This is a genomic window from Nitrospirota bacterium, from assembly GCA_030684575.1.
In the GTDB taxonomy this organism is placed as follows: Bacteria; Nitrospirota; Nitrospiria; order Nitrospirales; family Nitrospiraceae; genus Palsa-1315.
The window spans coordinates 17337-40732 of record JAUXVD010000003.1; the positions used below are offsets into that span (position 1 = coordinate 17337).

The 23396-nt window shown below is 59.1% G+C and carries 22 protein-coding genes and 1 riboswitch; of the genes, 19 read left to right on the top strand and 3 right to left on the bottom strand.

Going from position 1 to position 23396, the window contains the following annotated elements; genetic code table 11:
- Window positions 1-3: 3 nt before the first annotated feature.
- The 19 genes from Q8N00_00410 (at window position 4) to Q8N00_00500 (ending at window position 18779) form a co-directional block, all read left to right on the top strand.
- The gene (locus Q8N00_00410; GenBank protein MDP2381244.1) at window positions 4-504 is read left to right on the top strand and encodes a hypothetical protein; all 501 of its coding nucleotides are present in this window, start codon (window positions 4-6) and stop codon (window positions 502-504) included.
- A gap of 2 nt (window positions 505-506) precedes the next feature.
- Window positions 507-2429: a hypothetical protein gene (locus Q8N00_00415; GenBank protein ID MDP2381245.1), complete on the top strand. Its 1923-nt coding sequence runs from the start codon at window positions 507-509 to the stop codon at window positions 2427-2429.
- Complete coding sequence (locus tag Q8N00_00420; GenBank protein ID MDP2381246.1) at window positions 2407-3183, top strand: hypothetical protein; 777 nt, start codon at window positions 2407-2409, stop codon at window positions 3181-3183. Before Q8N00_00415 ends, Q8N00_00420 begins: the two co-directional genes overlap by 23 nt.
- Window positions 3177-4721, top strand: a complete 1545-nt coding sequence (locus Q8N00_00425; protein MDP2381247.1) for a hypothetical protein — start codon at window positions 3177-3179, stop codon at window positions 4719-4721. Before Q8N00_00420 ends, Q8N00_00425 begins: the two co-directional genes overlap by 7 nt.
- An 18-nt stretch (window positions 4722-4739) precedes the next feature.
- Window positions 4740-5108: a hypothetical protein gene (locus Q8N00_00430; protein MDP2381248.1), complete on the top strand. Its 369-nt coding sequence runs from the start codon at window positions 4740-4742 to the stop codon at window positions 5106-5108.
- 75 nt (window positions 5109-5183) lie between these two features.
- Entirely contained in the window at window positions 5184-5468 is a 285-nt protein-coding gene (locus Q8N00_00435; protein MDP2381249.1) for a hypothetical protein, read from the top strand.
- Window positions 5469-5605: 137 nt separating this feature from the next.
- The gene (locus tag Q8N00_00440; GenBank protein ID MDP2381250.1) at window positions 5606-5917 is read left to right on the top strand and encodes a hypothetical protein; all 312 of its coding nucleotides are present in this window, start codon (window positions 5606-5608) and stop codon (window positions 5915-5917) included.
- Window positions 5918-5928: 11 nt separating this feature from the next.
- Window positions 5929-6447 (top strand): hypothetical protein, encoded by a 519-nt coding sequence (locus tag Q8N00_00445; GenBank protein MDP2381251.1) that lies wholly within the window; start codon window positions 5929-5931, stop codon window positions 6445-6447.
- 135 nt (window positions 6448-6582) lie between these two features.
- Window positions 6583-6927: a hypothetical protein gene (locus Q8N00_00450; GenBank protein ID MDP2381252.1), complete on the top strand. Its 345-nt coding sequence runs from the start codon at window positions 6583-6585 to the stop codon at window positions 6925-6927.
- 13 nt (window positions 6928-6940) lie between these two features.
- Window positions 6941-7501, top strand: coding sequence for a hypothetical protein (locus Q8N00_00455; protein MDP2381253.1), 561 nt, complete (start codon window positions 6941-6943; stop codon window positions 7499-7501).
- A gap of 81 nt (window positions 7502-7582) precedes the next feature.
- Window positions 7583-7912, top strand: a complete 330-nt coding sequence (locus Q8N00_00460; GenBank protein MDP2381254.1) for a hypothetical protein — start codon at window positions 7583-7585, stop codon at window positions 7910-7912.
- A gap of 28 nt (window positions 7913-7940) precedes the next feature.
- Window positions 7941-8174 (top strand): hypothetical protein, encoded by a 234-nt coding sequence (locus Q8N00_00465; GenBank protein MDP2381255.1) that lies wholly within the window; start codon window positions 7941-7943, stop codon window positions 8172-8174.
- A 200-nt stretch (window positions 8175-8374) separates the two neighbouring features.
- Window positions 8375-11329, top strand: a complete 2955-nt coding sequence (locus Q8N00_00470) for a DUF748 domain-containing protein (GenBank protein ID MDP2381256.1) — start codon at window positions 8375-8377, stop codon at window positions 11327-11329.
- Between the two features lie 93 nt (window positions 11330-11422).
- Window positions 11423-12058 carry a peroxiredoxin gene (locus Q8N00_00475; GenBank protein ID MDP2381257.1) on the top strand — a complete coding sequence of 212 codons (636 nt, stop codon included), beginning with the start codon at window positions 11423-11425 and terminating at the stop codon, window positions 12056-12058.
- Window positions 12059-12218: 160 nt separating this feature from the next.
- Entirely contained in the window at window positions 12219-12698 is a 480-nt protein-coding gene (locus tag Q8N00_00480) for a hypothetical protein (GenBank protein ID MDP2381258.1), read from the top strand.
- A gap of 186 nt (window positions 12699-12884) precedes the next feature.
- Complete coding sequence (locus Q8N00_00485; GenBank protein ID MDP2381259.1) at window positions 12885-14144, top strand: TolC family protein; 1260 nt, start codon at window positions 12885-12887, stop codon at window positions 14142-14144.
- 21 nt (window positions 14145-14165) lie between these two features.
- Window positions 14166-15350: an efflux RND transporter periplasmic adaptor subunit gene (locus Q8N00_00490; GenBank protein MDP2381260.1), complete on the top strand. Its 1185-nt coding sequence runs from the start codon at window positions 14166-14168 to the stop codon at window positions 15348-15350.
- A 1-nt stretch (window position 15351) separates the two neighbouring features.
- Window positions 15352-18438, top strand: coding sequence for a CusA/CzcA family heavy metal efflux RND transporter (locus Q8N00_00495; protein ID MDP2381261.1), 3087 nt, complete (start codon window positions 15352-15354; stop codon window positions 18436-18438).
- Window positions 18439-18449: 11 nt separating this feature from the next.
- Window positions 18450-18779: a YnfA family protein gene (locus Q8N00_00500; GenBank protein MDP2381262.1), complete on the top strand. Its 330-nt coding sequence runs from the start codon at window positions 18450-18452 to the stop codon at window positions 18777-18779.
- A 100-nt stretch (window positions 18780-18879) separates the two neighbouring features.
- On the opposite strand, the gene Q8N00_00505 is transcribed toward Q8N00_00500, so the two are convergent.
- The 3 genes from Q8N00_00505 to Q8N00_00515 all read right to left on the bottom strand — a co-directional run bounded on the left by Q8N00_00505 (window position 18880) and on the right by Q8N00_00515 (window position 23017).
- Window positions 18880-21066 carry a radical SAM protein gene (locus Q8N00_00505; protein ID MDP2381263.1) on the bottom strand — a complete coding sequence of 729 codons (2187 nt, stop codon included), beginning with the start codon at window positions 21064-21066 and terminating at the stop codon, window positions 18880-18882.
- Between the two features lie 46 nt (window positions 21067-21112).
- Window positions 21113-22453 carry a DUF3391 domain-containing protein gene (locus Q8N00_00510; protein ID MDP2381264.1) on the bottom strand — a complete coding sequence of 447 codons (1341 nt, stop codon included), beginning with the start codon at window positions 22451-22453 and terminating at the stop codon, window positions 21113-21115.
- 210 nt (window positions 22454-22663) lie between these two features.
- Entirely contained in the window at window positions 22664-23017 is a 354-nt protein-coding gene (locus tag Q8N00_00515; protein MDP2381265.1) for a flagellar basal body rod C-terminal domain-containing protein, read from the bottom strand.
- Window positions 23018-23122: 105 nt separating this feature from the next.
- Window positions 23123-23217, bottom strand: a riboswitch (cyclic di-GMP riboswitch).
- Between the last annotated feature and the right edge of the window lie 179 nt (window positions 23218-23396).

Consider the following 23396-nt stretch of genomic DNA (forward strand, 5'->3'; position numbering starts at 1 on the left):
CCCATGTCTGATGCGAGCGTACAGGTTCCGGCCGATAGTACGGGAAAGAAGATCGATGCCGAGCAGCTCACCGTCGGTGGGCAACCGGTGATCCGGCAGCGGGTCAATATCAGCGATCCGGTCACGGACGTCGGGAATGCCCGCGTGAAGAACCAAGTGCCCGCCGCCACCGATTATGGGCTGACGGTACGGCAGGCTCCATCAGGGATCTTAGAGGCGGTGATCAATGTCGCCACGGCGGCCGATCATGACATCGTCGCGGCCGTCGCGGGGCAGGTGATTAAGGTCTGGAAGTTGGCGCTTTGGTCGAACGGCGATCAGACCCTCACGATCAAGGACGGCGCGACGGCGCTGGCCGGCGCGATGGATTTTGCGCAAGGCGGGAAGCTGGTCTTGCCGAAGGATGCCGACCCCTGGTTTACGCTGTCGGTGAATAGTCCGTTTCGTCTCACCATAACTCAGGCCGCGCAACTGTCCGGCCGGGTTTATTACACACAGGGGTGATCATGACACGATTGAGATTACTTGCGTGCACCTTGGTCCTGCTGCTCTCGCCGGGGCTGGCCTATAGCCAATCCCAGACCCAAAAAACCAGCTCGGTCGATGGGGCTCATACGACGACCGGGGCGAGGGCGAATACGGCCGTCACCGATTCGACGACGACGAACAGCCTGATGAGTTTTCTCAAGGGCCTGGTCAAGATCTTTGCTGACGTCTGGGACGATCCGAACAATCGGCTGAATGTCGCGATTCAGAACACGCCGACGGTGACGACGCAACAGTCGAACGTGACGGTCGATGCCGATACCGGCGGCGGGACACAGACGCTAACCCTGTTCGGGATCGCGCTCCCGGCGTCCGGAGGATCGGTGATTGGCGGCACCTCGACGAATCCCTTCGTCGTGAGCGGCACAATCAACGCGGCGCAGTCCGGCACCTGGACGATGCAGCCCGGCAACACGGCCAACACGACGCCCTGGCTGTTCTCGATCTCGCAGGGGGGCAATACCGCCGCCGTCAATGCGAGCAGCCAACTCTCAGTCAATTGCGCGAACTGTTCCGGATCCGGCGTCTCCCAGCAGGACAATACCGGCTTCACGGCGGGCACGACCAACATGGTGCCGCTGGCCGGATTCGTCGGCTCAACCGCCGTCACCTCCGGCAATGCCGGCGCGGTACAAATGACGGCGGATCGGATGCTGTTTACGAATCTCGGCAAAGTCGGGGGCACCGCGATCGCGCTCGGACAGACCAACATGTCGGCCTCGCTACCGGTGACGCTGGCCTCCAATCAATCGACGCTGCCCGTCAGCCTCGCCTCGGTCCCCTCGCATGCCGTGACGAATGTCGGCACGTTTGCCACACAGGAAAGCGGCGCGGCGCTGACGGCGCTGCAGTTGATCGACAATCTCGTGGCCACCATCGGCTCGACGACCAGCGGGCAAAGCGGCGCGCTCAGCATGGGGGCGGTGACAACGGCCGCCCCGTCGTACACCACCGCGCAGACCAATCCCTTGTCGCTGACGCCGTCCGGCGAGCTCCGTGTGCGCATGGAGAGTACGGCGGTCGGGAGCACCTCGACCGACGACGACAATGCCCTGCCGAGTGGCACGACGGCCATGTCGGAAGTCATCGATCGGATGTATGCCTATAACAGCGACAGCGCCTCGACGGTCTATACGCGCTGGTCGCATCAGCCGCTCGATTTCGATAGCGGGGCCGGGACGGAAAATCTGTCGGTAATCGGGATCGGGCTGCCTGCCTCCGGAGGACCGGTGATCGGCGGCACCTCCAGCAATCCGTTCAATGTGGTGTTTCCGTCTGCGCAAAGTGTGACGCTGCCCGCTGATCCCTTTGGCGCAAATGCCGATGCGGCCAGTGCCACCGGCTCGATCAGCGCCAAACTACGATTCATGGCCAGCACAGGTATTCCCATCACAGGGACCGTCACCGTGGGCTCGCATGCCGTGACGAATGTCGGGACGTTCGCCACACAGGCCGCGCAGAGCGGCACCTGGACGATGCAGCCCGGCAATACGGCCAACACCACGCCCTGGCTGGTCTCGCTGGTGCCTCCCACCAGCGGCGGGACCACACCCTGCTACATCACGTCGGCTGCGACGACGAACGCGACGAATTGCAAGGCCTCGGCCGGACAACTCTATGGCTATGAGCTGATCAATACGACCGGCACGCTCTACTATCTGCGGCTCTACAATCTCGCGTCGGCGCCCACCTGTTCGTCGGCGACGGGATTCATCCGGAGCATTCCGATTCCTGCGGCCACGACCGGCGCCGGTGTGACGCGCTCGCTCGCGAACGGCGAAGCCTACGGGACTGGCATCGGATTCTGCCTGACGGCCGGCGGGGCCTCCACCGATAACACCAATGCGGCCACGGGGGTCTATGTCTCGCTCAATTACAAATAGGCCGACCTCGCAGTGTCGAGCGCTCGCGGCTGTTCTTGCACTCCTCCTGCCGGTCCACGGCTGGGCCGACATGACCGTGGTGCAATTCGGCTGCCAGTCCGGGAATATCTACACTGAGACCGTCAACAGTAATCCCAATACCGGCTACACCTACACGTACCCTTCAGCAGTCGGGTCCGGGCACCTGGTGGTGTTTGGGGGGATCAACGAGACTCGGTCCATTATCGGTGTCACCGGCACGAACATCTCATTTTCTCTCAATGGCGCGAATACCAATAATGCCACCGCCGGGTGGAATGCGAGCCAATGGAAAGGAGTCGCAACGGGATCGGTCGCGAGTTCGCAGCTGGAACTCTCAGGCGCATCGACGGTCAATAACGGAATCTGCTTTATCGAGTTGGCGAACAACGAGAGCGATCAATCAGGCTCTGTGGCCAACGGGGCCTCGGCTGATGCAACGACAACCCACATCAGTGGCAGCGTCACGCCCCCCAGCGCCGTCAATGCCGTTGTGGCCACGTCCTATGTCAGTGGCGGGACCGTCACACCAGATGCCGGGCTCACCTCGATCACGACCGGCTATGCCTCGATGTTTTTCGCGTACCGGCTACAAACCGCCGCGACGGCACAGCAAAACGACCTGGCCACGGATACGAGTCGCTATTCCGCCATGCGGATCGGCGCGTTTGCTGGCACAGCTAGTGGAGCGACCTGTGCACGATCATTAATGCTCATGGGGGTTGGCGGGTGTTGATTCGCCCATTCATCACGATCCTGCGCGCGCTGCTCATTGTCTGGCAGCTCGGTCTGCTCCCACTGGTGGCCTACGCCTTCGACAACTCCCAGTACCGCGTGAATACCTACGGGTCGTCGTCGCTCTACTGCGATTTGACCCTCCCGATCGTCACGCCTTCGGGAACTGGGACGTTTGCCGATCCGTGGAATGCCACCAACTGCCTCTCACAACCTGTCGCCGGCAATGTGGTGCGGGTGAAGGCCGGCGTCAGTCAGCCCATTCTCACGACTGACAATGACAACATCCCCGTGTTTCAACCGGCCAACTCAGGCACGGTCGGCAATTCGATTGTCTACGTGACCGAGTGGGCCTCGGTCGGGCTCTCCAGCGTGGCCACGAATGCGAATCGCACAGAGCTCCGTCACTCTGGCGTCGCCCCGACGATTTCGATTCCTGGTGGCGTTGGGGTGGGGGATGGCGCTGCCATACTCGGCGGTAACGGGAAGAATTACGTGGTCTACGATGGGTTCTACATCGACGTGACGCACGCTTACCCGAAAGAAGACTCAGGTATCATCCGCGATGAAAACACCATCGGCCTACAGTTCAAGAACATCTACATCAAGGGGGCCACGCTCACGCTCGCCAGTAACGCCGTCGTGTGGCGAGCCGCCAACTCGCTCGACACGGTGCTCTACAATATCAAGACGGTCGATTACATCAACGATGGCACGGGGTCGGCGACCCCTCAACCGAGCGGATGGGCGGACGCCTACGGCGCGAAGAACTTCAGTCTTCGGCACTTTGAAATCTCCAACTGCGGACTGGGTGTATTCCTCAAGGGGTCAGCGGATAGCGGGGCCGCGTTGAACTACGGCCTCATTGAATATGGGTACGTCGACGGGGGACTCGGGGGCATTCAGCTTCATGCCCTGCACGGGACCAATCTGACGACCGTGCGCTACGTGCGCGTGTCGAACTACGTCAGGCAAGCGTTTTTTCTGAGCAACGAAGTGGTGGAGTCGCAAAACATCCTGCTCGATCATGTGACGGCGGCCAACGGGGCGACGGACTTGGGTGGGGCGGACGGGGGTGCCCTCTACAGCGTGCGCGGGGGAGGTGCGAACGATATCGGCTTCGCCAGCAACATCACGTTCACCAACTCGATCTTCGATTCGCCCGTCACCGCCGCCAGCAAGACCGTCAATTTCGATGAGTTGATCGTCGCGCAAGACACCTTCACCTCGAACTATAACGGCTATATGCGCGGGGCGAATGCCGCCAGTTTTGGCATGGAGTCCACGACGGACACGACGATGGCGGCCTGGCGGACTCGGATCGGGCAAGACGCGAACAGTTTGATTCTCGTCACGGAGCCCTTTGTGAACCGTGCAGGGGGAGACTTCAGGACCTCACCGGGTCACGCCGTGAAAACGGCCTCCTCAACGGGTAGTGAGATTGGGGCCTATGCGGGGAGTGAGACGGTAGGGCTGGATCTCAGCGAGGCTCCGGCGGCCAGCGCGGGCCGGTTCGGACCATTCACGCTGAGGAAATAATAATTGAGGAGGGACGCGATGGTACATCAACGGCTGATGCTAGTAGGGCTTATAGGATTCGTGGTGTTGAGTGGAGTCGTCGGGTCGGCTGACGCCGCCACGGTGGAGTGGGATCGCAATAGCGAATCCGATCTGCAGGACTATCAGGTCTGGGCCTGCTTCGCGCCGAACTGCATCGTGGTGAAATCGCCAGCGACGTTGCAGCCTGGCACCGTCGCGCAACCCGCGGCCGGCGTCAAGCCGTCCTATGTGATCAACATTACGGGCCGCGAAGGGGCGGTCGCCATCAGTGCGCGTGATCGCTCCCTGAACGAGTCAGGGCTGAGTGTGTCCGTCCCTTTCGATCTGGTGGCCCCATCGATCCCTGTCAACCTGATTTTTCGGTGAGCCGTATGGATCTGATGCGGTGCCTGCAGTCGATCAAAGCGTTGTTGCAATAGCGTCGAGAGGAAGGGAGTCTCCATGGTTGCAGTACAAGTGTGGTGTCTCGTGCCGCTGCTGCTGGTTGCCGCGTGCGGACCGGCGATGGCGGAAGATAGTGGGCCGTCGTGCCAGGAGCAGCTCCTAGTGAAGCTCACGCACGATCAATTGGTCGTGCAGAAACGGGCCGAAGTCGAAGACCAGCTCGCGCTCGTGGCCGCGCAGGCTCAGGTGCTCGAACGTAAAGTGCAACTGCTGACGAAAGAGAATGCCGACCTGAGGGTCAAGCTGGAGAAAACGGCTGGGCCTGAGAAGTCGAAGGAGTAGCCCATGCTCGCGACACGGCTCTTTTTTTGGTGGGACTCATTGTTTGCACCGCCGATCAATGTAGTGGAGGTCGACGTATATTTTTCCACCGTGGTCTCGCGCGAGGCCCAGTTTTAACGTGTGATGCGGAGGTGCTCATGGGTGCAGATCTGGTTGCTGGCGATCGCGGGTCTCTGCTGCGGGTCACTTGTCGCGACAATGCCACCAAACAGGTTATCGATCTCGCAGGAAAAACCGTCACGTTGCGCTATGCGATCAATGAGGCGGCGCCGGTCGATAAAGTGATGGCGGTGCTGGAGCCTGCGACGAATGGGAAGGCGACGTACCAATTCGCCGCGGCTGATCTGACGCCGGGGGCGTTTACCGGTGAGATCCTGCTGCAGTCCGGAGCCGCCGATCAGGTCACCAGTGTCGGCCTCTTTTATCTCACGGTCCGAGCCGCGCTGTAGGAGGCGATAGCATGAATCAACATCTCGAACGCCTGGACGGCCTCGCGCCCTTTCTGGGCCCAGTCGTCCTTGAGCTGATCAACCGCTGCGAGCGGGATCTCAAAAGAAAGCTCCTGGTGGTGCGCGGCTGGTCGTCCTACGCGGAGCAGCTGCTGAAATATCAGCAGGGCCGCACGCTCGATCGGGCGACGGGCCAATGGGACGTCACGGCGCCGACGCTGGTGGTGACGGATGCGCCGCCCGGCCTGAGCGCCCACAACGTGGTGGTGCAGGGCACGATGGCGAAGGCGGCTGTGGGGGTCGATCTGATTCCGTTGCTGCCTGATGGGACGCCGGACTGGAACGTCGGGATGGCGTTCTGGGACCGACTCTATCCCATTGCCTGGAAGTGTGGGCTGGATCCGCTCGGGGATATCGTCGGGGCCTACCTCAAGGGCGATCTGGGGCATCTCGAAGAGCCCGCGTGGCCACTCAAATTGTCGGGCCTTGGGCTGATGCGGCCGACGATCGGCGATCCGGTCGGCGTGTGACGGCGCAGGGATCGGCCACGATCGAACGACGGCCGGGAGAGCCGTTTCGGTGCGAACAGTGCGGCGCCGAATATCCGCACGATGGCGGCTATCGGCATGAATGTTTCGAATGTCCGACGCGAACAGGAGCGACGCATGGTCGAGGGCACGGCGGAAGAATCAATTGAGGTCAAGCTGGCCGGGGTGCCGATCAAGATTCGTGGCCGCGAGGTCATCCTCATTCTGATCATCCTCATCTTGTTGGCCTCCATCGCCTGGTTGGTCAATCACGGCCTGACGAGTTGGGGTAAGCCGTTCAACGTCCAGGAACATTTCGACCAACATCAGACCGAGATGAATACCCAGCATACGAACTACGTCAACGGGGTGAATGAACTCACCTACGTGATGTCGGTCTGTCTCAATAAGGCCAGGCAGGCGGAGTGCGAGCGGTTGCGGTTTACCATGCCGGATTCGCTGTACAGGAAACTGAAAGATTAACCAAGGAGGGGCCATGGGAACGATTCTAGGGTTTCTGCACAATCTGTTCGGCGGATCTAGTCCGATCACGGGCTATCTGGGAAGTCTCGGGATTCTCAGTAGCGGGGCCGATCTGCTTCGCGAGGCCGTGGAGACCAATGGCCTGCCGGCGAATCGGGCCGAATGGCTGATTCTGCTGCTCTCGATCGGCGTCCGCATGGCGAAAGACGCCAACCGTTCGAACGCGGTCAATCCTGTGGCTGTCGCGCACACCGTGCAGGCTCTGCTGCTGCCGATCCTTCTCCTCGGCCTGGTTGGATGTAGCGGTACGCAACTCCAACAAACCCAGGCGGTACTCGTCAAGCTGAAAGCCGATGCGCAGACCGTCGCGATCGCCGGTTGTGCAAATGCGCCGCTGGCCGAGCTGCTCCTCTCGACGGCGTTGGAGCTGTTGCCGCCGGGCACGACGATTGACCAGATCCATGCGGGGATGACGCTGGCCCAGCCGCAGATCGCGGCGTTCTGTGCCAGGCTGCAACAACTCCACGCGCCAGCGGTACCGGTTGTGCCGGCAGGGACGCCGGGCGTCTCATGATTGCGATTCTGATTTCCTTTGGCCTCTCGTGGCTCTCGAAGCTCGTGCTTCGAGAGCTGGAGAAGCATCAGAAAGGGACCGATGCCGAAACAATCTTTCGTCTCACGGCGACGAATCAGCAACTACGGGGGGCTGTCCATGCGTGGAAATACAAGGCCGGGGCTGCTCGCGATCCTGGTACTGGGGACCTTCGGGTGCGCGACGGCGCCGCCACCGTCCCACTACCAGGTGGAGATACCGCTCCTCCAGGCCCGTCCCACTGACTATCAGGCGGGCGAGGGGATCTGGTACCGGTGCTATCGGCGCGAGGATGCCATCGCGATCGTGACGGAGTTCAAGGCGGCCTGCCTCGCGCTGGGAGGCTCGCCGGAGCAATGCCAAGCCATCCTGCCGCCGGGAGATCCGCTGTGATGGAGTGCAGACGTCTGCAAGCCACGCGATGACCTGTGATCGCTGCGCGGGCTGTCTCGTGCGGGACGACATCTACCCTGGTGCCCGCTGGTGGTGGAAATGCCTGAACTGCGGCGAGCGGGTCGACGGCGCGATTCTGCTGAATCGGGCCGAGCAGGAGCTGGCAGAAGCGCGGCAGCGGGAATCCATGGAGCGGGATCTCAAGGAATGGTCCGAATGGATGGCGAAAGTGCCCCTTGCGCCACTGGTCTCAATTCCGTAGAGTACTGCCATGCGCGGCCTGAAAAAGTTTGCAGTTCGTTCGCAGTTACCCGGTCTGTTTTGGGCATTTCCTGTCCGTCTATGGCCGCGTGAATCGTGTCTTTTCAATGAGTTCCGCGTAGAACATCCATCCGGCGCAGCCTTCTAAGCTGAGGGTCGTTGGTTCGATCCCAACCGGGCGCACCATAGGGTTTCCTATTCATGCGTTGGCTGTTTCGTCCTTCCCGTCTTGCGATCCTTGCCCTGGGCTCGGTACTTTGCTACACGCTGGTTGGATTTTTCCTCCTTCCGTACCTCATCAAGGCCTACGCGATCCCGGCTGTTGCCGAGAAGCTCCATCGTCCTGTGTTGGTGAAAGAGGTGGAGCTGAATCCCTTTGCGCTCTCGATTCGGGTGACGGGCTTCGAAATCCGGGAATCAGACCAATCTGCGTTGCTCGGCTTCGACGAGTTCTTCGTGAATTTTCAAGCGGTCTCCCTCATTCGCCAGGCCTATGTGTTTGATGCGATCCGTATTGCGATGCCGTTTGTTTCTATCAAAGTGGCCGGAGACGGTCGGCTGAATCTCAAGTATCTTCTGCCACCTGCCGATATGTCCGCCGCGCCAGTGCCTGAGAAGGCTGAACCATCTGCCGGAATCCCTGCTGTGGAAATCGAGCATTTCGAGATTGCGCGAGGCATTGTCGAGTTTCTGGACAAATCGAAACCCACGCCGGTCTCCGTCGATATTGTTCCGATCAGCATCGTGGTAAGAAATTTCCATACCAAGCCAGGCGGAGATAACACCTATGCCTTTACGGCCGAATTGGAAAAAGGGGAAAGGCTGGATTGGAAGGGGACTATCCAGCTTGAGCCTCTTCGCTCGGAAGGCACGCTCTCACTCGCCGGCGTGAATATCCCGACGTTGTGGCCGTATGTACAGGACCGGTTCAACTTCGAGATCCCGGGCGGTACGATTGATGCGAAGGGCAAGTATCGGTTCGATGCGGGGACTTCTCCGATCGGGTTGGTGGTCTCCGATACCTCGCTGCACCTTGCGGACGTTCGCTTGGTCGGGAAGGGCGATTCGGAGCCTGTGATTGCCATTCCTTCGCTGAACATCGACGGAATTGATCTCGATCTCCGAGAGCGGAAGGTATCGATCTCGTCTATTGCAATGGCCGATGCAACCGATCGTGTCTGGCGCAATTCCGATGGGTCGATCAATCTGCAATCGCTCTTTACTCCGATCAATCAGGATTTGTCCGCAGCACCCGCCGCCATAGCTCCGCCAGAACCTGCCTCGCCTCAAGCCGTTGAGGAGGCACCTTGGTCCCTCTCTATCAAAGAGGTGGGGGTAACCAACCATTCCATTCATTTTGAGGATCGCTCGCTCGCGCTGCCGGTGCGCGTGAACGTGACTGGTCTGTCGGCTAAGACCCATGACTTTGCGTTTCCGATCACGAAGCCCATTCCTCTGACCGTGGAGCACCTGCTCAATGAAACGGGTAAAGTGGCGGTCGATGGACAGATCACGGTGAAGCCGTTCCAGCTCGATCTATCACTGGCCCTCAAGAATATTGAACTCCAGCCCTTTCAGCCCTATGTTGAGCGGTTCGCGCGCATCGCGGTGGATTCCGGGGCGATCGATCTGGACGGACAGATTCATCTGGCCGTGGTGCATCCGAAGGCCCCCTTGATGACGTTCCGCGGGAACCTCGGTGTGAAAGCGCTCGCCATCGCCGACCGCAACCAGGGTTTGCCAGTTGTATCCTGGAAGCAGTTCCACCTGAGAGAGCTTGTGCTCGCGGTTGATCCCACCGTGGTCAGCATCGAGGAAGTAGGACTCGAGCAGCCGATCATTCATCTGGCCGTTCTGTCCGATGGGCAGCTCAATCTGAAGACCTTGCTTCCGCAGGTCGATGCGGCGACTCCCCCATCTGCGCCGGAGGCTGCGCCAGCGACGATGAAGAAAGGTCCCTCGCCATCGATTGCCATCAAGACGGTGAAGCTGTTGAAGGGGATCGTCACCTTTCGGGACGCATCGATGACGCCGACGGTCCAAACCGGGCTGTACGACCTCACGGGCACGATCAAAGGCTTATCGTCGAAACAGCTCGCCAAAGCCGATGTGGAATTGGCCGCCAACGTGGACAGGGTTGCTCCGCTGAAGATCGTTGGGACCATCAACCCATTGATCGAGAACGCCATGACAGATCTCACGGTGACGCTTGGGGGGATGGACTTGACCGCGGAGAGTCCCTACAGCGGTAAGTATGTGGGGTATGGATTGTCCAAGGGGAAGCTCTCACTCGATTTGAAATATAAGGTCTCGCAACAACAACTTGAAGCCGAGAACAAAGTCTTGATCGATCAACTGACATTCGGGGAGAAGGTCGAGAGTCCCGATGCTACCTCGCTGCCTGTGCCCTTCGCGGTGGCCCTGCTCAAAGATCGCAAGGGGCGGATCGAGATCGATCTGCCGATTCGCGGCGACCTCAAGGACCCCGACTTCAAGTATGGAAAAGTGGTGGTTTCAACGTTGCTGAATATCCTGGGCAAGTTGGTGGCCTCTCCCTTTGCGCTCATGGGAAAATTGATTCCAGGCGGTGGCGACGCTGAAGAACTGCAATACCTCGAGTTTGGTCCTGGCGCTGCCGTGCCGCTTCCAACTGAACTCAAGAAAGTCGAAGCCATCACGAAGGGGCTTGAGGAACGGCCTGGTTTGCGTCTGGAGATCACCGGCACGGCCGATCCGGTTCGAGATCGACAAGAGCTCGGTCTTCAGAAACTCAAGGCGCAGCTGCTCGCGAGATGGCGGCAGGAGAAGGGCGCCTCACAGGAGGCGAGCCTGCCGATGCGTGACGAGGAACGACTGATCAGGGACCTGTACGACCAGCAGCGCAGCCGGCAGCCGGTGCCTGCGCCGGCTATGGCCACTGGCCCTGCGCCGAAGCCGCCGACAGTCGATGACATGCGTCAGCAGCTTGTTGCGGCCATCGCAGTTTCTGACTCGGATCTTCGAGCCTTGGCGCAACAACGGGCGGATCAGGTGCGTGGACAGTTTACCGGTGAAGGGAAGCTTGCCATCGAACGTGTGTTCTTGACGGAAGTCGATCTGGCGGCCTCGGATCACGACAGGGTCAGAAGCCGATTGAATATCACCGCTGGGCAGTAAGCGGTTCTCCCCCTTGCACTTGATCTTAGAGAGACAGTATCGTAGTGCTGTTCTGTGAGTAGGCCGATGTTTTGTGTAACCACGGAGGATATCATGGCAATTCGATTAGGCGATGAGGCACCGAATTTTACGGCAGAGACGACCGAAGGAACCATTAACTTTCATGAGTGGCTGGGCGGCGGGTGGGGGATTCTCTTCTCGCATCCAAAGGACTATACCCCGGTCTGTACCACCGAGTTGGGAACCGTGGCCAAGATTACGCCCGAGTTCAAGAAGCGTGGCGTGAAAGTCATCGCGGTGAGCGTCGATCCTCTGGACTCGCACAAGGGCTGGATCAACGATATCAATGAGACGCAGCACACGACGATGAACTATCCTATCATTGCAGATCCCGAGAAGAAGGTCGCGACGCTGTACGACATGATCCACCCCAATGCGCTGGACAACATGACCGTTCGTTCAGTTTTCATCGTTGGGCCGGACAAAAAGGTCAAGTTGACCTTGACCTATCCAGCCTCATGTGGCCGGAACTTCGATGAGTTGCTGCGAGTCATCGATTCGCTCCAGTTGACCTCGAAGTTCAAAGTCGCCACGCCAGCCAACTGGAAGGACGGCGAAGATTGCATCATCACTCCAGCCGTGAACGATGCTGAAGCGAAGACCCTCTTCCCCAAGGGTTTCAAGACCGTGAAGCCATACCTGCGCATTACGCCACAGCCAAATAAGTAACGAAGGGTATGACCTGTATCGAGGGCGGGAGATGCTTTGGGCGCCTCCCGCCCTTCGTGTTTTCTGAGCCGGCCTCCATTCGATTCGACCGTCTTGCAGTGGGTGGGGAAGGGGTCGGTTGATTGCTGGGTCTGGATAACTGTGCTAGGGTAAATGCTCAATGCGACAGATCTGTGGCAAGCCATCCTGTTCTCGCGTGCTGGTCCTCATGTGGGCATCGCTCTGGATGCTCATGGTTCCATTTTTCCACGTGCATCCCGAGGCGGATCATCATCATGGAGATGCGAGTCATGTCCATGGTGGTACTGTTCATTCCGTGTTCTCACAGGACCTTGAGTGCGAGTACACGGATGACATCCATGATCCGGCCTGTCCTGAAGCAGCGCAGCAACACCTGCACGCTCTGGCGCATTCCGGTCATGCGTTCAATCACCCAGAGATTGAATTCTCACTGCTGACTGTTCCGATCGATCGTCCCTTGCCGAAACCGGGGGTGACGGGCTTGGAATTAGGAGCGATCGCAAGTACTACGGTTCAACGAGGCGTGGCCGTTGCTTCGTTCCCGCCCGGTACCTCTCACACCATTCTGTTTCTCTCCACCGCACTTCCGCTGCGCGCTCCTCCCTCTCAATCGCTCTAATTCATTTTCTCGTATCCAATTGGTCGAGTCATGCAGGCGTATGCCGTCAGATGTCGGTGGAGGGCGGTGCCCTTCCTGTTTTCTGACTGCGGGTCTTTCCGGAGATCGCGACCGCTTCCGCCTTGAGCTGTTTGGCTTATGGGGGATGGTTGGACCATGCCGTTTGTGAAAGGGAGGAGACAATCGATGACACGTCAACGAATAGTCTGGCTTGCGGTCGTAGCGTCTGGGCTCGCGAGCCTTGGCCTGAGCACCTATGAGGCTGTAGCTGCCGACGAAAACACCAACACCCATACAATAGATTCAGTGCTTGAATTGGCACTCGCGCACAATCCAACCATGGCAAGAGCTCAGGGGGACATGCGGCAACGTCGAGGCCAACAGGTCGCTGCCGGGGCCTATCTCAATCCTTCGATATCCGGTGCAGCCGGGCGAGGAAACATTCGAGATCCGAGCACGGGGGTGAAGGTCACTGAGCGAACGGTGACGGTCGAACAGCCCTTGGAGTGGCAAGGGAAACGTCGCGCGAGGCAGCAGGCAGCGGATGCAGGGGCGGCAGGGGCCAGTGCGGCAATGGAAGAAACCCGTTTGAACGTGATTGCTGAGGCGAAGGTGGCATTTTATCAGGTGTTATTCGCTCAGCGAGATGCCGAGTTGACCGGCCAAAACTTGACGATGGTCGAAGAGGTCCTGCGAACCGTGAAGGCGCGGGCGGCGGCGGGCGAGGCCACGCTTTTTGAATCGATGAAGGCCACCGTCGAGGTGCAGAAGGCAAAAAAAGAAGTGTCACGCGCCCAGAATGCCTCGGTGGTCGTAAGGGCCAAGCTTGATATGGTAACTGCCGGCATGTTGGGCAAGCAGTTCTCAATCCAGGGGGACTTCGACTCACTCCAACAGGAGCTTGACCTTGACCTGTTGGCTACCCGCGCGATGGAACAACACCCGACTCTCCGGCGGCTCGGCAAGCTCGTCGAGCAGGCGCAGTTCAGCGCGACGCTCGAACGTGAATCCAGGATTCCGAACGTCACTGTGCTGGGCAGCTATCATCGTGAGGCAGGGGATGAGTCCGTCGTTGCAGGGCTTAGCGTTCCCCTTCCGCTCTGGTACCAGCGTCAGGGGGAAATCGAGAGCGCGCTTGGGGCCAGATATCGCGCCGAAGCCGAGCGGCTACGGGTGCAGAACGAAATTACTCAAACCATCACGCAATATGTGCAGGATGTCCGCACTGCGAACGAGCAGTTGCAGGTATTCGAGACCGGACTGCTGAAACAAGCGGAGCAGACGCTCCGGGTCGCACGCATCAGTTTCCAGCAGGGTGCCGCCAGTCTCTTGGACCTGCTCGATTCCCAACGGGTGTACAGGCAAACGCTGCTCGAGTATGTCCATGCGCGCGCAGACCTTTCCATCGCCCTCGCGCAGTTGGAACGTGCCGTTGGTGGAATCTGACTATTCAGAAGGAGGCTGACCATGAGAATCAGATGGACAACGCTGACCGGGACCTCTGTGTTTGCGCTGTGTCTGTTCGTCACGGCCTGTGGAGACCGCGGAAATGAAGAGCCGGCTCAGCCGCCGAAAGCGAGCACACAGTCAAGGGTGCCCCGCACCAGTACCATTCAGGCTCCGGCATCCGTGCGGAATCGACTCCGTACCGACAGGGTCGCAGCACATGTGGTTCCAGAAGTGGTGACGGCTCCTGGCGAAGTCGCGCTCGATCTGAAGCAGGTCGCCAAGATTGCGTCACGGATTGAAGGGCAAGTCCAATCCATCCATGTCCAGTTGGGTGATCGTGTCCGTCGCGACCAGCCATTGTTGGCGATTGAGAGTCTGCGCTTGGACGAGTTGGTGCAGGAATACCTTGTGACGAAGGCCCAGGCGGATGTGGCCGAGAGTGGGTACCGGCGGACGAATAAGTTATGGGCCGAGCGGATCGTGACAGAGCGTCGACTGGTCGAAGAACGGGGCCGTAACCTTGAAGCACAAGCTCGCCATCAGCATGTCCGTGAAAAGCTGTTGAATATGGGTATGACGACAGGGGAGCTACGCGAGTTGGAGCATGGAAGCCACCAGGAGGGCCATCGCTATACCCTCACCTCGCCGATCGCTGGGACGGTGGTCGCGCAAAATGTCGTGCGAGGGCAGGGCGTCGCTCCCGGCAATGAATTGTTTGAGGTTGTCGACACGAGCCGGGTCTGGGTCTTTGCAAGTTTGCCGATCGAACAAGCCAGAAAGTTCAAGGAAGGCGATGTGGGCACGATTCTGCCAAAGGGCGGTGAACCGGTTACGGCTCCGCTCACCTATCTTGCGCCGATTGCGGATGAGACTACGCGCACAATACGGGTTCGTTTTGAAGTCACGAATGAACAACAGAGGCTGAAGCCACGAGAATATGTGGACGTTCAACTGGCCGTCGCGAGTCCGCCGACCTTAGCGGTCCCCGTCTCTGCCCTGACGATGGTAGACAACGTGCGTGGAGTCTTCGTGCAACGGGAGAACGGCTATACGTTCGTCCCGATCGAAGGCGGCCGTGAAGGCGGGGGTTGGGTGGAAGTGAAGAAAGGACTGAGCGAGGGCGAGGTTGTGGTGATCGATGGCGTTTTCGATTTGAAGAACGTGCTGCTCAAAGAGCATATCGAGTCCGGCGAGGAAGGGTAAGATGGAACGGCTGTTTATCCTTTCGCTGCGCTACCGTTTTTTCACCCTGGTCGCGATGAGTCTTGTCATCGTCGTCGGCCTCTGGTCTTTCAATCACCTTACCATTGATGCCATGCCGGATCTGACGCCGGTCCAGGTTCAAATCCTGACACGATCACCGGCGCTTGGCCCGGTTGAAGTGGAGCAGTTCATCACGTTCCCCATTGAAGCTTCGTTGAGCGGATTGCCCGCCCTGCGCGAACTTCGATCGGTGTCTCGCTATGGGCTCTCGGCCGTCACTGCGATTTTCGAAGATCGGATGGATGTCTACCGCGCGCGGCAGTTGGTGACCGAGCGGCTGACCCGCGCGATGGAACGTATCCCGGTCGAGTATGGCAGGCCTGTTATGGGACCCCTGACGACAGGATTGGGCGAGGTCTATCAATTTACCTTGAGAGGAAAGGGCTACAGTCCCATGGCCCTCCGAACGCTTCTTGAGTGGGATATTGGAATGAGGCTGCGGACCGTACCGGGGGTCGTCGAAGTGAACATTTGGGGGGGAGAACCTCAACAGTTCCAGGTTGCGGTGGATCCAGCGAAGCTCCAGTCCTTCAATCTTTCGCTTCGGCAGGTGTTCGAGGCGCTTGAACGCAACAACGCCATCGCCGGCGGCGGCTATATCGAGCATCAACGCGAACAATTGCTCATTCGCGGAGAAGCCCTGGCAACGCAGGTGGCCGATCTTGCGAGGATTGTCGTGGCGCATGGCCCAGGGGGAGTTCCGATCTTCATCTCGGACCTCGCGGAGGCGAAGGAGGCGTCGGCGCTCCGCATCGGCGCAGCGACCGCAATGGGAGAGGGTGAAACCGTCATCGGCATGGTCCAGATGTTGGCGGGCGAGAATGCGCAAATGGTCGTCGAGCTGGTCAAAGCCAGGGTGAGAGAGATTGAAGCGACCCTCCCTCCGGGAGTGACCATCGAACCCTACTACGATCGAACAATATTAGTGTCGAAGGTGATCCAGACCGTGCGCAACAACCTGCTCGAAGGTGGACTCCTCGTCATTGCCGTGTTGTTCCTCTTTCTTGGCGATCTCCGCGCAGGGGTCATCGTGGCGTCCGCCATTCCCTTGTCAATGCTAATTGCGTTCAGCGGGATGATGCAGGCCGGGATCTCAGGCAACCTCATGAGTCTCGGTGCCATCGACTTCGGCTTGCTCGTGGATGGCTCAGTCGTGATGGTGGACAATATTCTCCGACGATTGGCGAAGAAAGGCGTCATGAGCCGAGAAGAGCGGCTGAGTGAGATTTTGGCAGCCGGCCGCGAGGTCCTCTGGCCTATGACCCTTGCCGTCGGTATCATCATTCTCGTGTACGTGCCGATCCTCGCGCTGACCGGGATCGAGGGAAAGATGTTCCGTCCGATGGCGCTGACCGTTATCCTGGCGCTGGCCGGCTCTCTGCTCCTCGCGGTGACGGTCACTCCGCTGTTCGCTTTCTGGTTTGTGCGGGCTACCGCAGGGCATGAGGACACCCGTGTGATTGGAATGCTGCGTCGCCTCTACGAACCCTGTCTCAGGTGGGCAGTGGCGCGCCCGGCCTGGGTGGTCACGCCGGCCGTCGGGCTGTTTGTCGTGAGCCTCGGGATCGGCACATGGCTGGGCATTGAGTTTGTGCCTCGACTCGACGAAGGAGATATGGCGATTCAAGTGTGGCGACTGCCCAGCGTGTCGCTGAGTGAATCGGTCCGGAATGCCGTAGATGTCGAAAAGGTGCTGCTCACATTTCCAGAAGTCCTGCAGGTGGTGACCAGGACCGGGAGTCCCGAGGTGGCAACCGACGTGATGGGAGTGGAGCTGTCCGATGTGTTTGTCATCCTCAAGCCGCGGCAAGAATGGACGACTGCCGGCAGTCGCGAGGACCTGATCGCCAGGATGAGGCCTGCCATTCTTGACGCGGTGCCAGGCGTAGGCCTCGGTTTTACGCAACCGATTGAGATGCGGTTCAATGAATTGATCGCGGGGACACGCTCCGATCTTGCTGTCAAGATTTTCGGGCCTGACCTGGACGTGCTCAGGCAGCAGGCCGAGTCCGTCGCGCGTGTCTTGGAAACTGTGCGCGGCGCCGCAGACGTCAAAGTCGAACAGGTCGCGGGACTTCCACTGCTACGAGTCATTGTGGATCGGGCTCAGATCGCACGGTACGGACTCACGGCAGATGAGGTGCTCACCCTTGTCCAGGCCACACGCGTGGGACATGTCGTCGGCACTGTCGTGCAGGGGCCACGACGTTTTGACCTCGTCGTCCGCTTAGCCGATAGCGTCTCTGCCGATCCTGCTGCATTGGGCAATCTGCTCATCCCAACGAGTCATGGGGAACTCGTCCCTCTCTCCCGGGTGGCGGCCATTCGGGTGGACACGGGACCGGCTCAAATCAGCAGGGAGCATGTGCAGCGACGTATCGTGGTGGAGAACAACATCAGGGGAAGGGACTTAGGGAGTTTCGTGACGGAGGCACAGCATGCGGTGGCACGCGAGGTCTCGCTCCCGACAGGGTACGAATTGACCTGGGGTGGACAGTTTCAACATCTTCAAGAAGCCACGAGCCGGTTGGCGGTGATCGTGCCCATCACTCTTCTCATGATTCTGGGTGTGCTGTCGGTCATCTTCGGGGCCATGCGACCAGCGCTGCTGATTTTTCTCAATGTGCCATTGTCCTTATCCGGCGGGATTCTGGCCCTCTGGCTCCGCGGGCTGCCACTCAGTATTTCAGCGATCATCGGATTCATTGCCCTGTTTGGCATTGCGGTGCTCAATGGTGTGGTGCTGGTCAGCCACATCCGGCAACTCGAAGGAGAAGGGCTTCCGACCGATCAGGCAATCGTGCAGGGTGCGATGGACCGGCTCAGGCCCGTATTGATGACGGCACTCGTCGCGAGCCTCGGCTTTCTCCCCATGGCGTTGGCCACCAGCATGGGAGCCGAAGTCCAACGGCCCCTTGCCACGGTGGTCATCGGAGGCCTGGTCACAGCGACGATGTTAACCCTGTTAGTCATCCCGGCGCTCTACGGACGGATCGGCGGCCGGCGGTTGGTCCCACTCACACCATAAGGAAGGCGCAGATGTCTATCGTGTCATCAATGGGGCTCTATATATTCGCCGGTCTATGCGAGATCGGTGGCGGATATCTTGTGTGGCTCTGGCTCCGCGAAGGGCGACCGGTCTGGTACGGGATCGCGGGAGCGGCCGTTCTGATTCTGTACGGCATCGTCCCGACATTCCAAACGGCCCATTTTGGCCGAGTCTATGCGGCCTATGGTGGCATGTTCATTGTTCTGTCGCTTCTTTGGGGTTGGGCGATGGATGGCACGAGACCGGACCGGTTCGACAGCATGGGAGCTGCGCTGTGTCTGCTCGGGATGGGATTGATCATGTATGCACCCCGCGACTAGTTCTCTGCGTATCAGCAGCCCTAGTGCAGAGATCTGTCAGGAGACGGATTTTTTCTAGCAGGCAAGGTTGAGTATTCCGGAAGGCTGATACGATTCAGGTCTACACGAGCAGGAGGCCTGCAGCCCGCACCTGCTTCCAGGCTGTCGTTTTGAGAAAGGAATCGAACTCCCGGGCCGTGCCTGGAAAGGCCGGCTTCGAGTCCCGGAGCAGCGGGTAGGGACGGGAAGGATTGTGGTGCGGAGTGGATTGCAGGATCAGATCGTTCAGCCACTCAGCCTGTGGGGTGGGGAGGGTAACTGCGCGATCGCTCATCCGTCCAGGCAGAATCAATCTTGTTCTTCTTCCAACCGGCTCACAGACTGGTTGCCCACCTAGCCACACAAACCGCCGTTCTGCCCCTGGATCATCTTCAACCACTCGGCCCTTGAGGAGACGCGGCACCCAGGTAGAGGAGACGCGGGGCTTGGGAGTGGCATGGTCGAACCATTGGCGGACGTCCAGAGTCAGTCCCTTTCCTTCCAGATAATTGAGCATCGATCGCCGCAGTCCTTCACCGAGCCAGTCAGGCGTCTCGCCCTCCCGGTCCTCATGCTGAAGGTCATTTTCCGCGAACCCCTGAAACGTCGGTCCGAGGATACGCAGCCCATGCGCGGCCGGTTTGAGGCCGATCGGGCTGTGAGCCGTCGCGGTGAACCGATGCCAGAAGGCGGATTGCATGAGGTCTGCCGCGACCAATTGACGGACCCGCTCCAGCGAGTCTACGGTTTCTTGGACGGTCTCGGAGGGACAGCCGTACATAAGATAGGCATGGATCAGGATACCTGCATCTTTGAAGGCCGCCGCCACAAGTGCCGTCTGATCGACGGTAATCCCTTTCTTGATCTTCTCCAGCAACCGGTCGGAGGCGGCTTCGAGTCCTGCCGTCACCGCAATGCAACCGGAGGCAGCCAGCAGGCGGCAGAGGTCCGGTGAAAATGCTTCTTCAAAACGGATATTGCCCCACCAGGAAATGGTGATGCCCCGTTCAAGCAAGGCCAAGGCGAGGGCCTTCAGCGCAGCGGGAGGCGCCGCTTCGTCGACAAAATGGAACCCCCGGCGGCCTGTTTCGGCAATCAGTTGCTCGATCTGCTGGATGAGCCGATCGGTCGGCGTCATCTCGTAGCGACTGATATAGTTGAGCCCGACATCGCAGAAGGTACATTGCTTCCAGTAACAGCCGTGGGCGACCGTCAGTTTATTCCAATGACCTTCCGACCAGAGGCGATGCATGGGATTGGTGCTGTCTAAGATGGTGAGATAGCGACCCAGGTTTAGCCCGCTATACGTCGGGCAACCGACCTCACCCATACTGAATTCTCGATCGGACATCTCGTTTGCAAAGACGACTCGATCCTTCTCTCGGTAGAACGTCCGGCAGAGCGTGGTCCGCGACCTGGTTCCTGCCAGATGTTCGATCAACGACAGCAGGGGCCGTTCCCCGTCGTCGAGCGTGACGAAATCGACATAGTCGAACACGCGTGGATCGGACAGACGCCGAAGCTCTGTGTTGGCATACCCGCCGCCAAGAGCAACGGTGATGTCGGGCCGTCGTTGCTTGATCGAGTGGGCGATACGAAAGGCGCCGTAGAGGTTTCCAGGAAAGGGCACGGTGACCGCTACGAGAGTGGGTGTGTGGCGGTCGAGATGCTGCCACAGGGACTCGAGCATGAATTGATCCGTCAAGGTCGGAGGGACCGCGACGGCCTCAATGATGGTCTCAAACGACGAGGCGGCTCTGGCGATATGTTCGGCATAGCGGCTCAGGGAAAAATGGGGCGAGACCGTCGCCTGGATCAAATCGGCCAGGTCTTCAAGATAGAGGGTGGCGAATCGTTTGGCGCGATCCTGCTCCGATAGGGCATGGACTGACGAGGATCGTCCTCGATGGCCGGCAAAGCGGGGGCCTTGAGGCAGGTATCCTGGACGGGCGAGGAGCAGGGCTAATGAGGGATTGCGTCCCTGGAGAAACTCGATGACCGGTTCGATGGTATGCAGATAGGCCGGCTCGACCGCGAGCATCTGCCTGGCTTCACCGGGCAACTCATCTTCGCGTTCGCGCACCTGCTCGAACACCGCCTGGAGCCCCGATCGGCTGAAGATCTTGAGCACCATTTCGATGCCGAGATCGGCCTGGGAGGTTTCAATCCCACGACCACGGAGAAAGCCGGTGAGATAGGCCGTGGAGGGATAGGGTGTATTCAGTTGCGTGAGCGGAGGGATGAGGAGCAAGAGTCGCGGTGTCGGCATGGCCGTTGACATAACACAGGAGCGGTTTACAACGCCAGATGACGCGTTATGCCGCCTGTTCTTCCTGCAGGGCCTCCAGGGAGGAGTTGATGAAGTAGCCTGTCCACCGGCTCAGGCTGAGATAGTCTGATACCTTGTGGGACAGCTCACTTCTCGGGATACTCCGTGCGATCGATCTGGTGTTGTCGTGGCTGAGATTGGCAATATTCGGGTTGGTTTGATCGACCGTTGGGTCGTACATGATGATCAGCGGGCGCATGCGGGCATGCAGGTTGATGCTGATGACCAGCCCGATAGATTTGTCGGAGAGTTCGACGACCGTCCCCGGCGGGTAGACGCTCAAGACTTGAATCAGTGCGACGATCACCTCTTCGGAAAATGTCGTTTTGCCGCTCAGATACAACTTCGAGAGCGCCTCAGTCGGGGACAGGTTCTTGCACACATCCGGCGCATTGATGAGGCTTTCATATTCATCGACGGCCATGAGAATTCTGGAGTGCAATGACAATTGCTCACCTTTCAATTGAGCAGGATAGCCGGATCCATCGATCCGTTCATGGTGCTGCCTGATCATGGTGGCGACGGCATCGGGGATTCCGGGAAACTGTGTCAGCATCGTGAGCCCGAGATCGACATGTTGCTGAAAGGCCTTCCGGTTGTCGGCAGTCAGGCTGCCGCCTCCATTGTGGAGGTGTGAGGGGAGTTTTTGTTCGCCGATATCGTGCAGGAGACCGGCAATGCCCAGCATCTGCGTGTCTTCATGGCTCAGGTCAAATTGCCGCCCGACCATCATCGAGAGCACGGCGACGTTCATGGCATGGAGGACCCCAACATCGTCGAGATCCTGGGCGCCCAATAAACTCCCCATGGCACCAGAGGTGGTGTCGTCTACGATGAGATCGGCCAGACTGCTGATCATGTCCTTTGCCGTAGAGAGACCCTCACTTGAGCCGCTCCTGATATCGTGAAGTGCTTTCGAACTCTGGGTAAGAGTCTGTTTGTAGACCGCGTCAGCCTGCTGCAGGCTCTCGGTGTATCGGGTGATGGTCTGCTGTGGGCTGGCATTCTCAGAGGAGGACTTGGCCTGTACCGGGATGTCGATAGGAACGGTCGCTCCATCTGCTCCGTTCACGGAATCCTCTGTTGGTAACTGATCTGACCCTTCTCGATCGGACAAGGCGGGGTCGACAAGCACGATGCCTAACTTCAGGCCGCGGATGATCGCCAATTCATTTTCTGACGTTATTTTGAACGTTTTGCTGGCAAAGGGATGCTTAAACCAGGAACAGTTCAGGTCGACATACATGCCGACTTTGAGTTCATCCGGTTTGGTCTGAATGAGCTGTGCTTGTGGTGTGTTGGACGGGGGAGGCGCGTGTTTTGCCATCTTGGGCAGATGTCCTTTGGTGAAGAGGTCATTGCGCATCAATGCGATGAGTTCATATCGGTCGGTTCAGGATTATCTTAAATCTGGGAGCGTTCGTTGAGGCGAATGGGTCGGCGCTGTCAGGTCAATGGTAGTGGTAGAGAAGAATGTCGTGGGGCTCAGCCGGGATATGGTCTCGCCGGCTGGGCCCCTATTTGAGGCAGGGGCTGACTATTTTTTCATATCCAAAATGGTTCCCAACATCCCGTCCGCTGTATGGAGGGTGCGGAGATTCGCTTCAAATCCACGCTGTGCAAGGATCTGGTTGACGGTTTCTTCCCCGAGATCGACATTCGATAACTCGACGAGGGCAGGATTATAGCCGGTGTTGTTCAAGACCGTAGGACCGGCGGAGTTGTCCTTTTGCACGACTGGAAGGACCCCGCCGGAGGCCACTGCCACAAATTCTGTCCGGGACTTCTTAAACCCATTCGTATTGACGTTGGCCACATTATGAGCCGTGACCTCAATCTCTTTCTCAAAGGCCGCGAGTCCGGAGAGGGCTGAGTGCATGGCGGATAACATCGGGCACCTCCATTTGAGCCGGTTAGAGCTTCAGGTTCGCGCCGTGGGAGAGAGACGTAGCAGGGGGGGGATAGCCGTTATCGATCGTGCAACCTCGATCGGTCATGTGGCGGCTAGGCTGACCCTGGAACATGCTTCGTCCCTGCTTAGGTCCCTTGGCTTTGCGTCCCATCCTCTCGGATGGTATGCCTTTGTCACCTGGCGAGTGTCGTGCAACAGCTCAGATTTACTCGACGCTCGACTAGCAGAAGTATAGCATCAATCGCGGGTGAGCAGGCTCTTAGAACCAGGCAGAACAGGCACTAACGAGAAGTAACCGATGGGTGGCCGATCACGTTCTTGGCGCCTGACACGTGGAGATCTCTGCCGGTTTTACCCT

What these genes read in the sequence shown, in the direction of transcription:
- Q8N00_00500 (MDP2381262.1), top strand. Translation starts at nt 18,450, where the DNA reads ATGTCTATCGTGTCATCAATGGGGCTCTATATATTCGCCGGTCTATGC.
- Q8N00_00510 (MDP2381264.1), bottom strand. Translation starts at nt 22,453, where the DNA reads ATGGCAAAACACGCGCCTCCCCCGTCCAACACACCACAAGCACAGCTC.
- Q8N00_00435 (MDP2381249.1), top strand. Translation starts at nt 5,184, where the DNA reads ATGGTTGCAGTACAAGTGTGGTGTCTCGTGCCGCTGCTGCTGGTTGCC.
- Q8N00_00450 (MDP2381252.1), top strand. Translation starts at nt 6,583, where the DNA reads ATGGTCGAGGGCACGGCGGAAGAATCAATTGAGGTCAAGCTGGCCGGG.
- Q8N00_00490 (MDP2381260.1), top strand. Translation starts at nt 14,166, where the DNA reads ATGAGAATCAGATGGACAACGCTGACCGGGACCTCTGTGTTTGCGCTG.
- Q8N00_00460 (MDP2381254.1), top strand. Translation starts at nt 7,583, where the DNA reads ATGCCGAAACAATCTTTCGTCTCACGGCGACGAATCAGCAACTACGGG.
- Q8N00_00505 (MDP2381263.1), bottom strand. Translation starts at nt 21,066, where the DNA reads ATGCCGACACCGCGACTCTTGCTCCTCATCCCTCCGCTCACGCAACTG.
- Q8N00_00470 (MDP2381256.1), top strand. Translation starts at nt 8,375, where the DNA reads ATGCGTTGGCTGTTTCGTCCTTCCCGTCTTGCGATCCTTGCCCTGGGC.
- Q8N00_00410 (MDP2381244.1), top strand. Translation starts at nt 4, where the DNA reads ATGTCTGATGCGAGCGTACAGGTTCCGGCCGATAGTACGGGAAAGAAG.
- Q8N00_00480 (MDP2381258.1), top strand. Translation starts at nt 12,219, where the DNA reads ATGCGACAGATCTGTGGCAAGCCATCCTGTTCTCGCGTGCTGGTCCTC.
- Q8N00_00465 (MDP2381255.1), top strand. Translation starts at nt 7,941, where the DNA reads ATGACCTGTGATCGCTGCGCGGGCTGTCTCGTGCGGGACGACATCTAC.
- Q8N00_00495 (MDP2381261.1), top strand. Translation starts at nt 15,352, where the DNA reads ATGGAACGGCTGTTTATCCTTTCGCTGCGCTACCGTTTTTTCACCCTG.
- Q8N00_00430 (MDP2381248.1), top strand. Translation starts at nt 4,740, where the DNA reads ATGGTACATCAACGGCTGATGCTAGTAGGGCTTATAGGATTCGTGGTG.
- Q8N00_00415 (MDP2381245.1), top strand. Translation starts at nt 507, where the DNA reads ATGACACGATTGAGATTACTTGCGTGCACCTTGGTCCTGCTGCTCTCG.
- Q8N00_00455 (MDP2381253.1), top strand. Translation starts at nt 6,941, where the DNA reads ATGGGAACGATTCTAGGGTTTCTGCACAATCTGTTCGGCGGATCTAGT.
- Q8N00_00515 (MDP2381265.1), bottom strand. Translation starts at nt 23,017, where the DNA reads ATGTTATCCGCCATGCACTCAGCCCTCTCCGGACTCGCGGCCTTTGAG.
- Q8N00_00475 (MDP2381257.1), top strand. Translation starts at nt 11,423, where the DNA reads ATGGCAATTCGATTAGGCGATGAGGCACCGAATTTTACGGCAGAGACG.
- Q8N00_00445 (MDP2381251.1), top strand. Translation starts at nt 5,929, where the DNA reads ATGAATCAACATCTCGAACGCCTGGACGGCCTCGCGCCCTTTCTGGGC.
- Q8N00_00440 (MDP2381250.1), top strand. Translation starts at nt 5,606, where the DNA reads ATGGGTGCAGATCTGGTTGCTGGCGATCGCGGGTCTCTGCTGCGGGTC.
- Q8N00_00485 (MDP2381259.1), top strand. Translation starts at nt 12,885, where the DNA reads ATGACACGTCAACGAATAGTCTGGCTTGCGGTCGTAGCGTCTGGGCTC.
- Q8N00_00420 (MDP2381246.1), top strand. Translation starts at nt 2,407, where the DNA reads ATGTCTCGCTCAATTACAAATAGGCCGACCTCGCAGTGTCGAGCGCTC.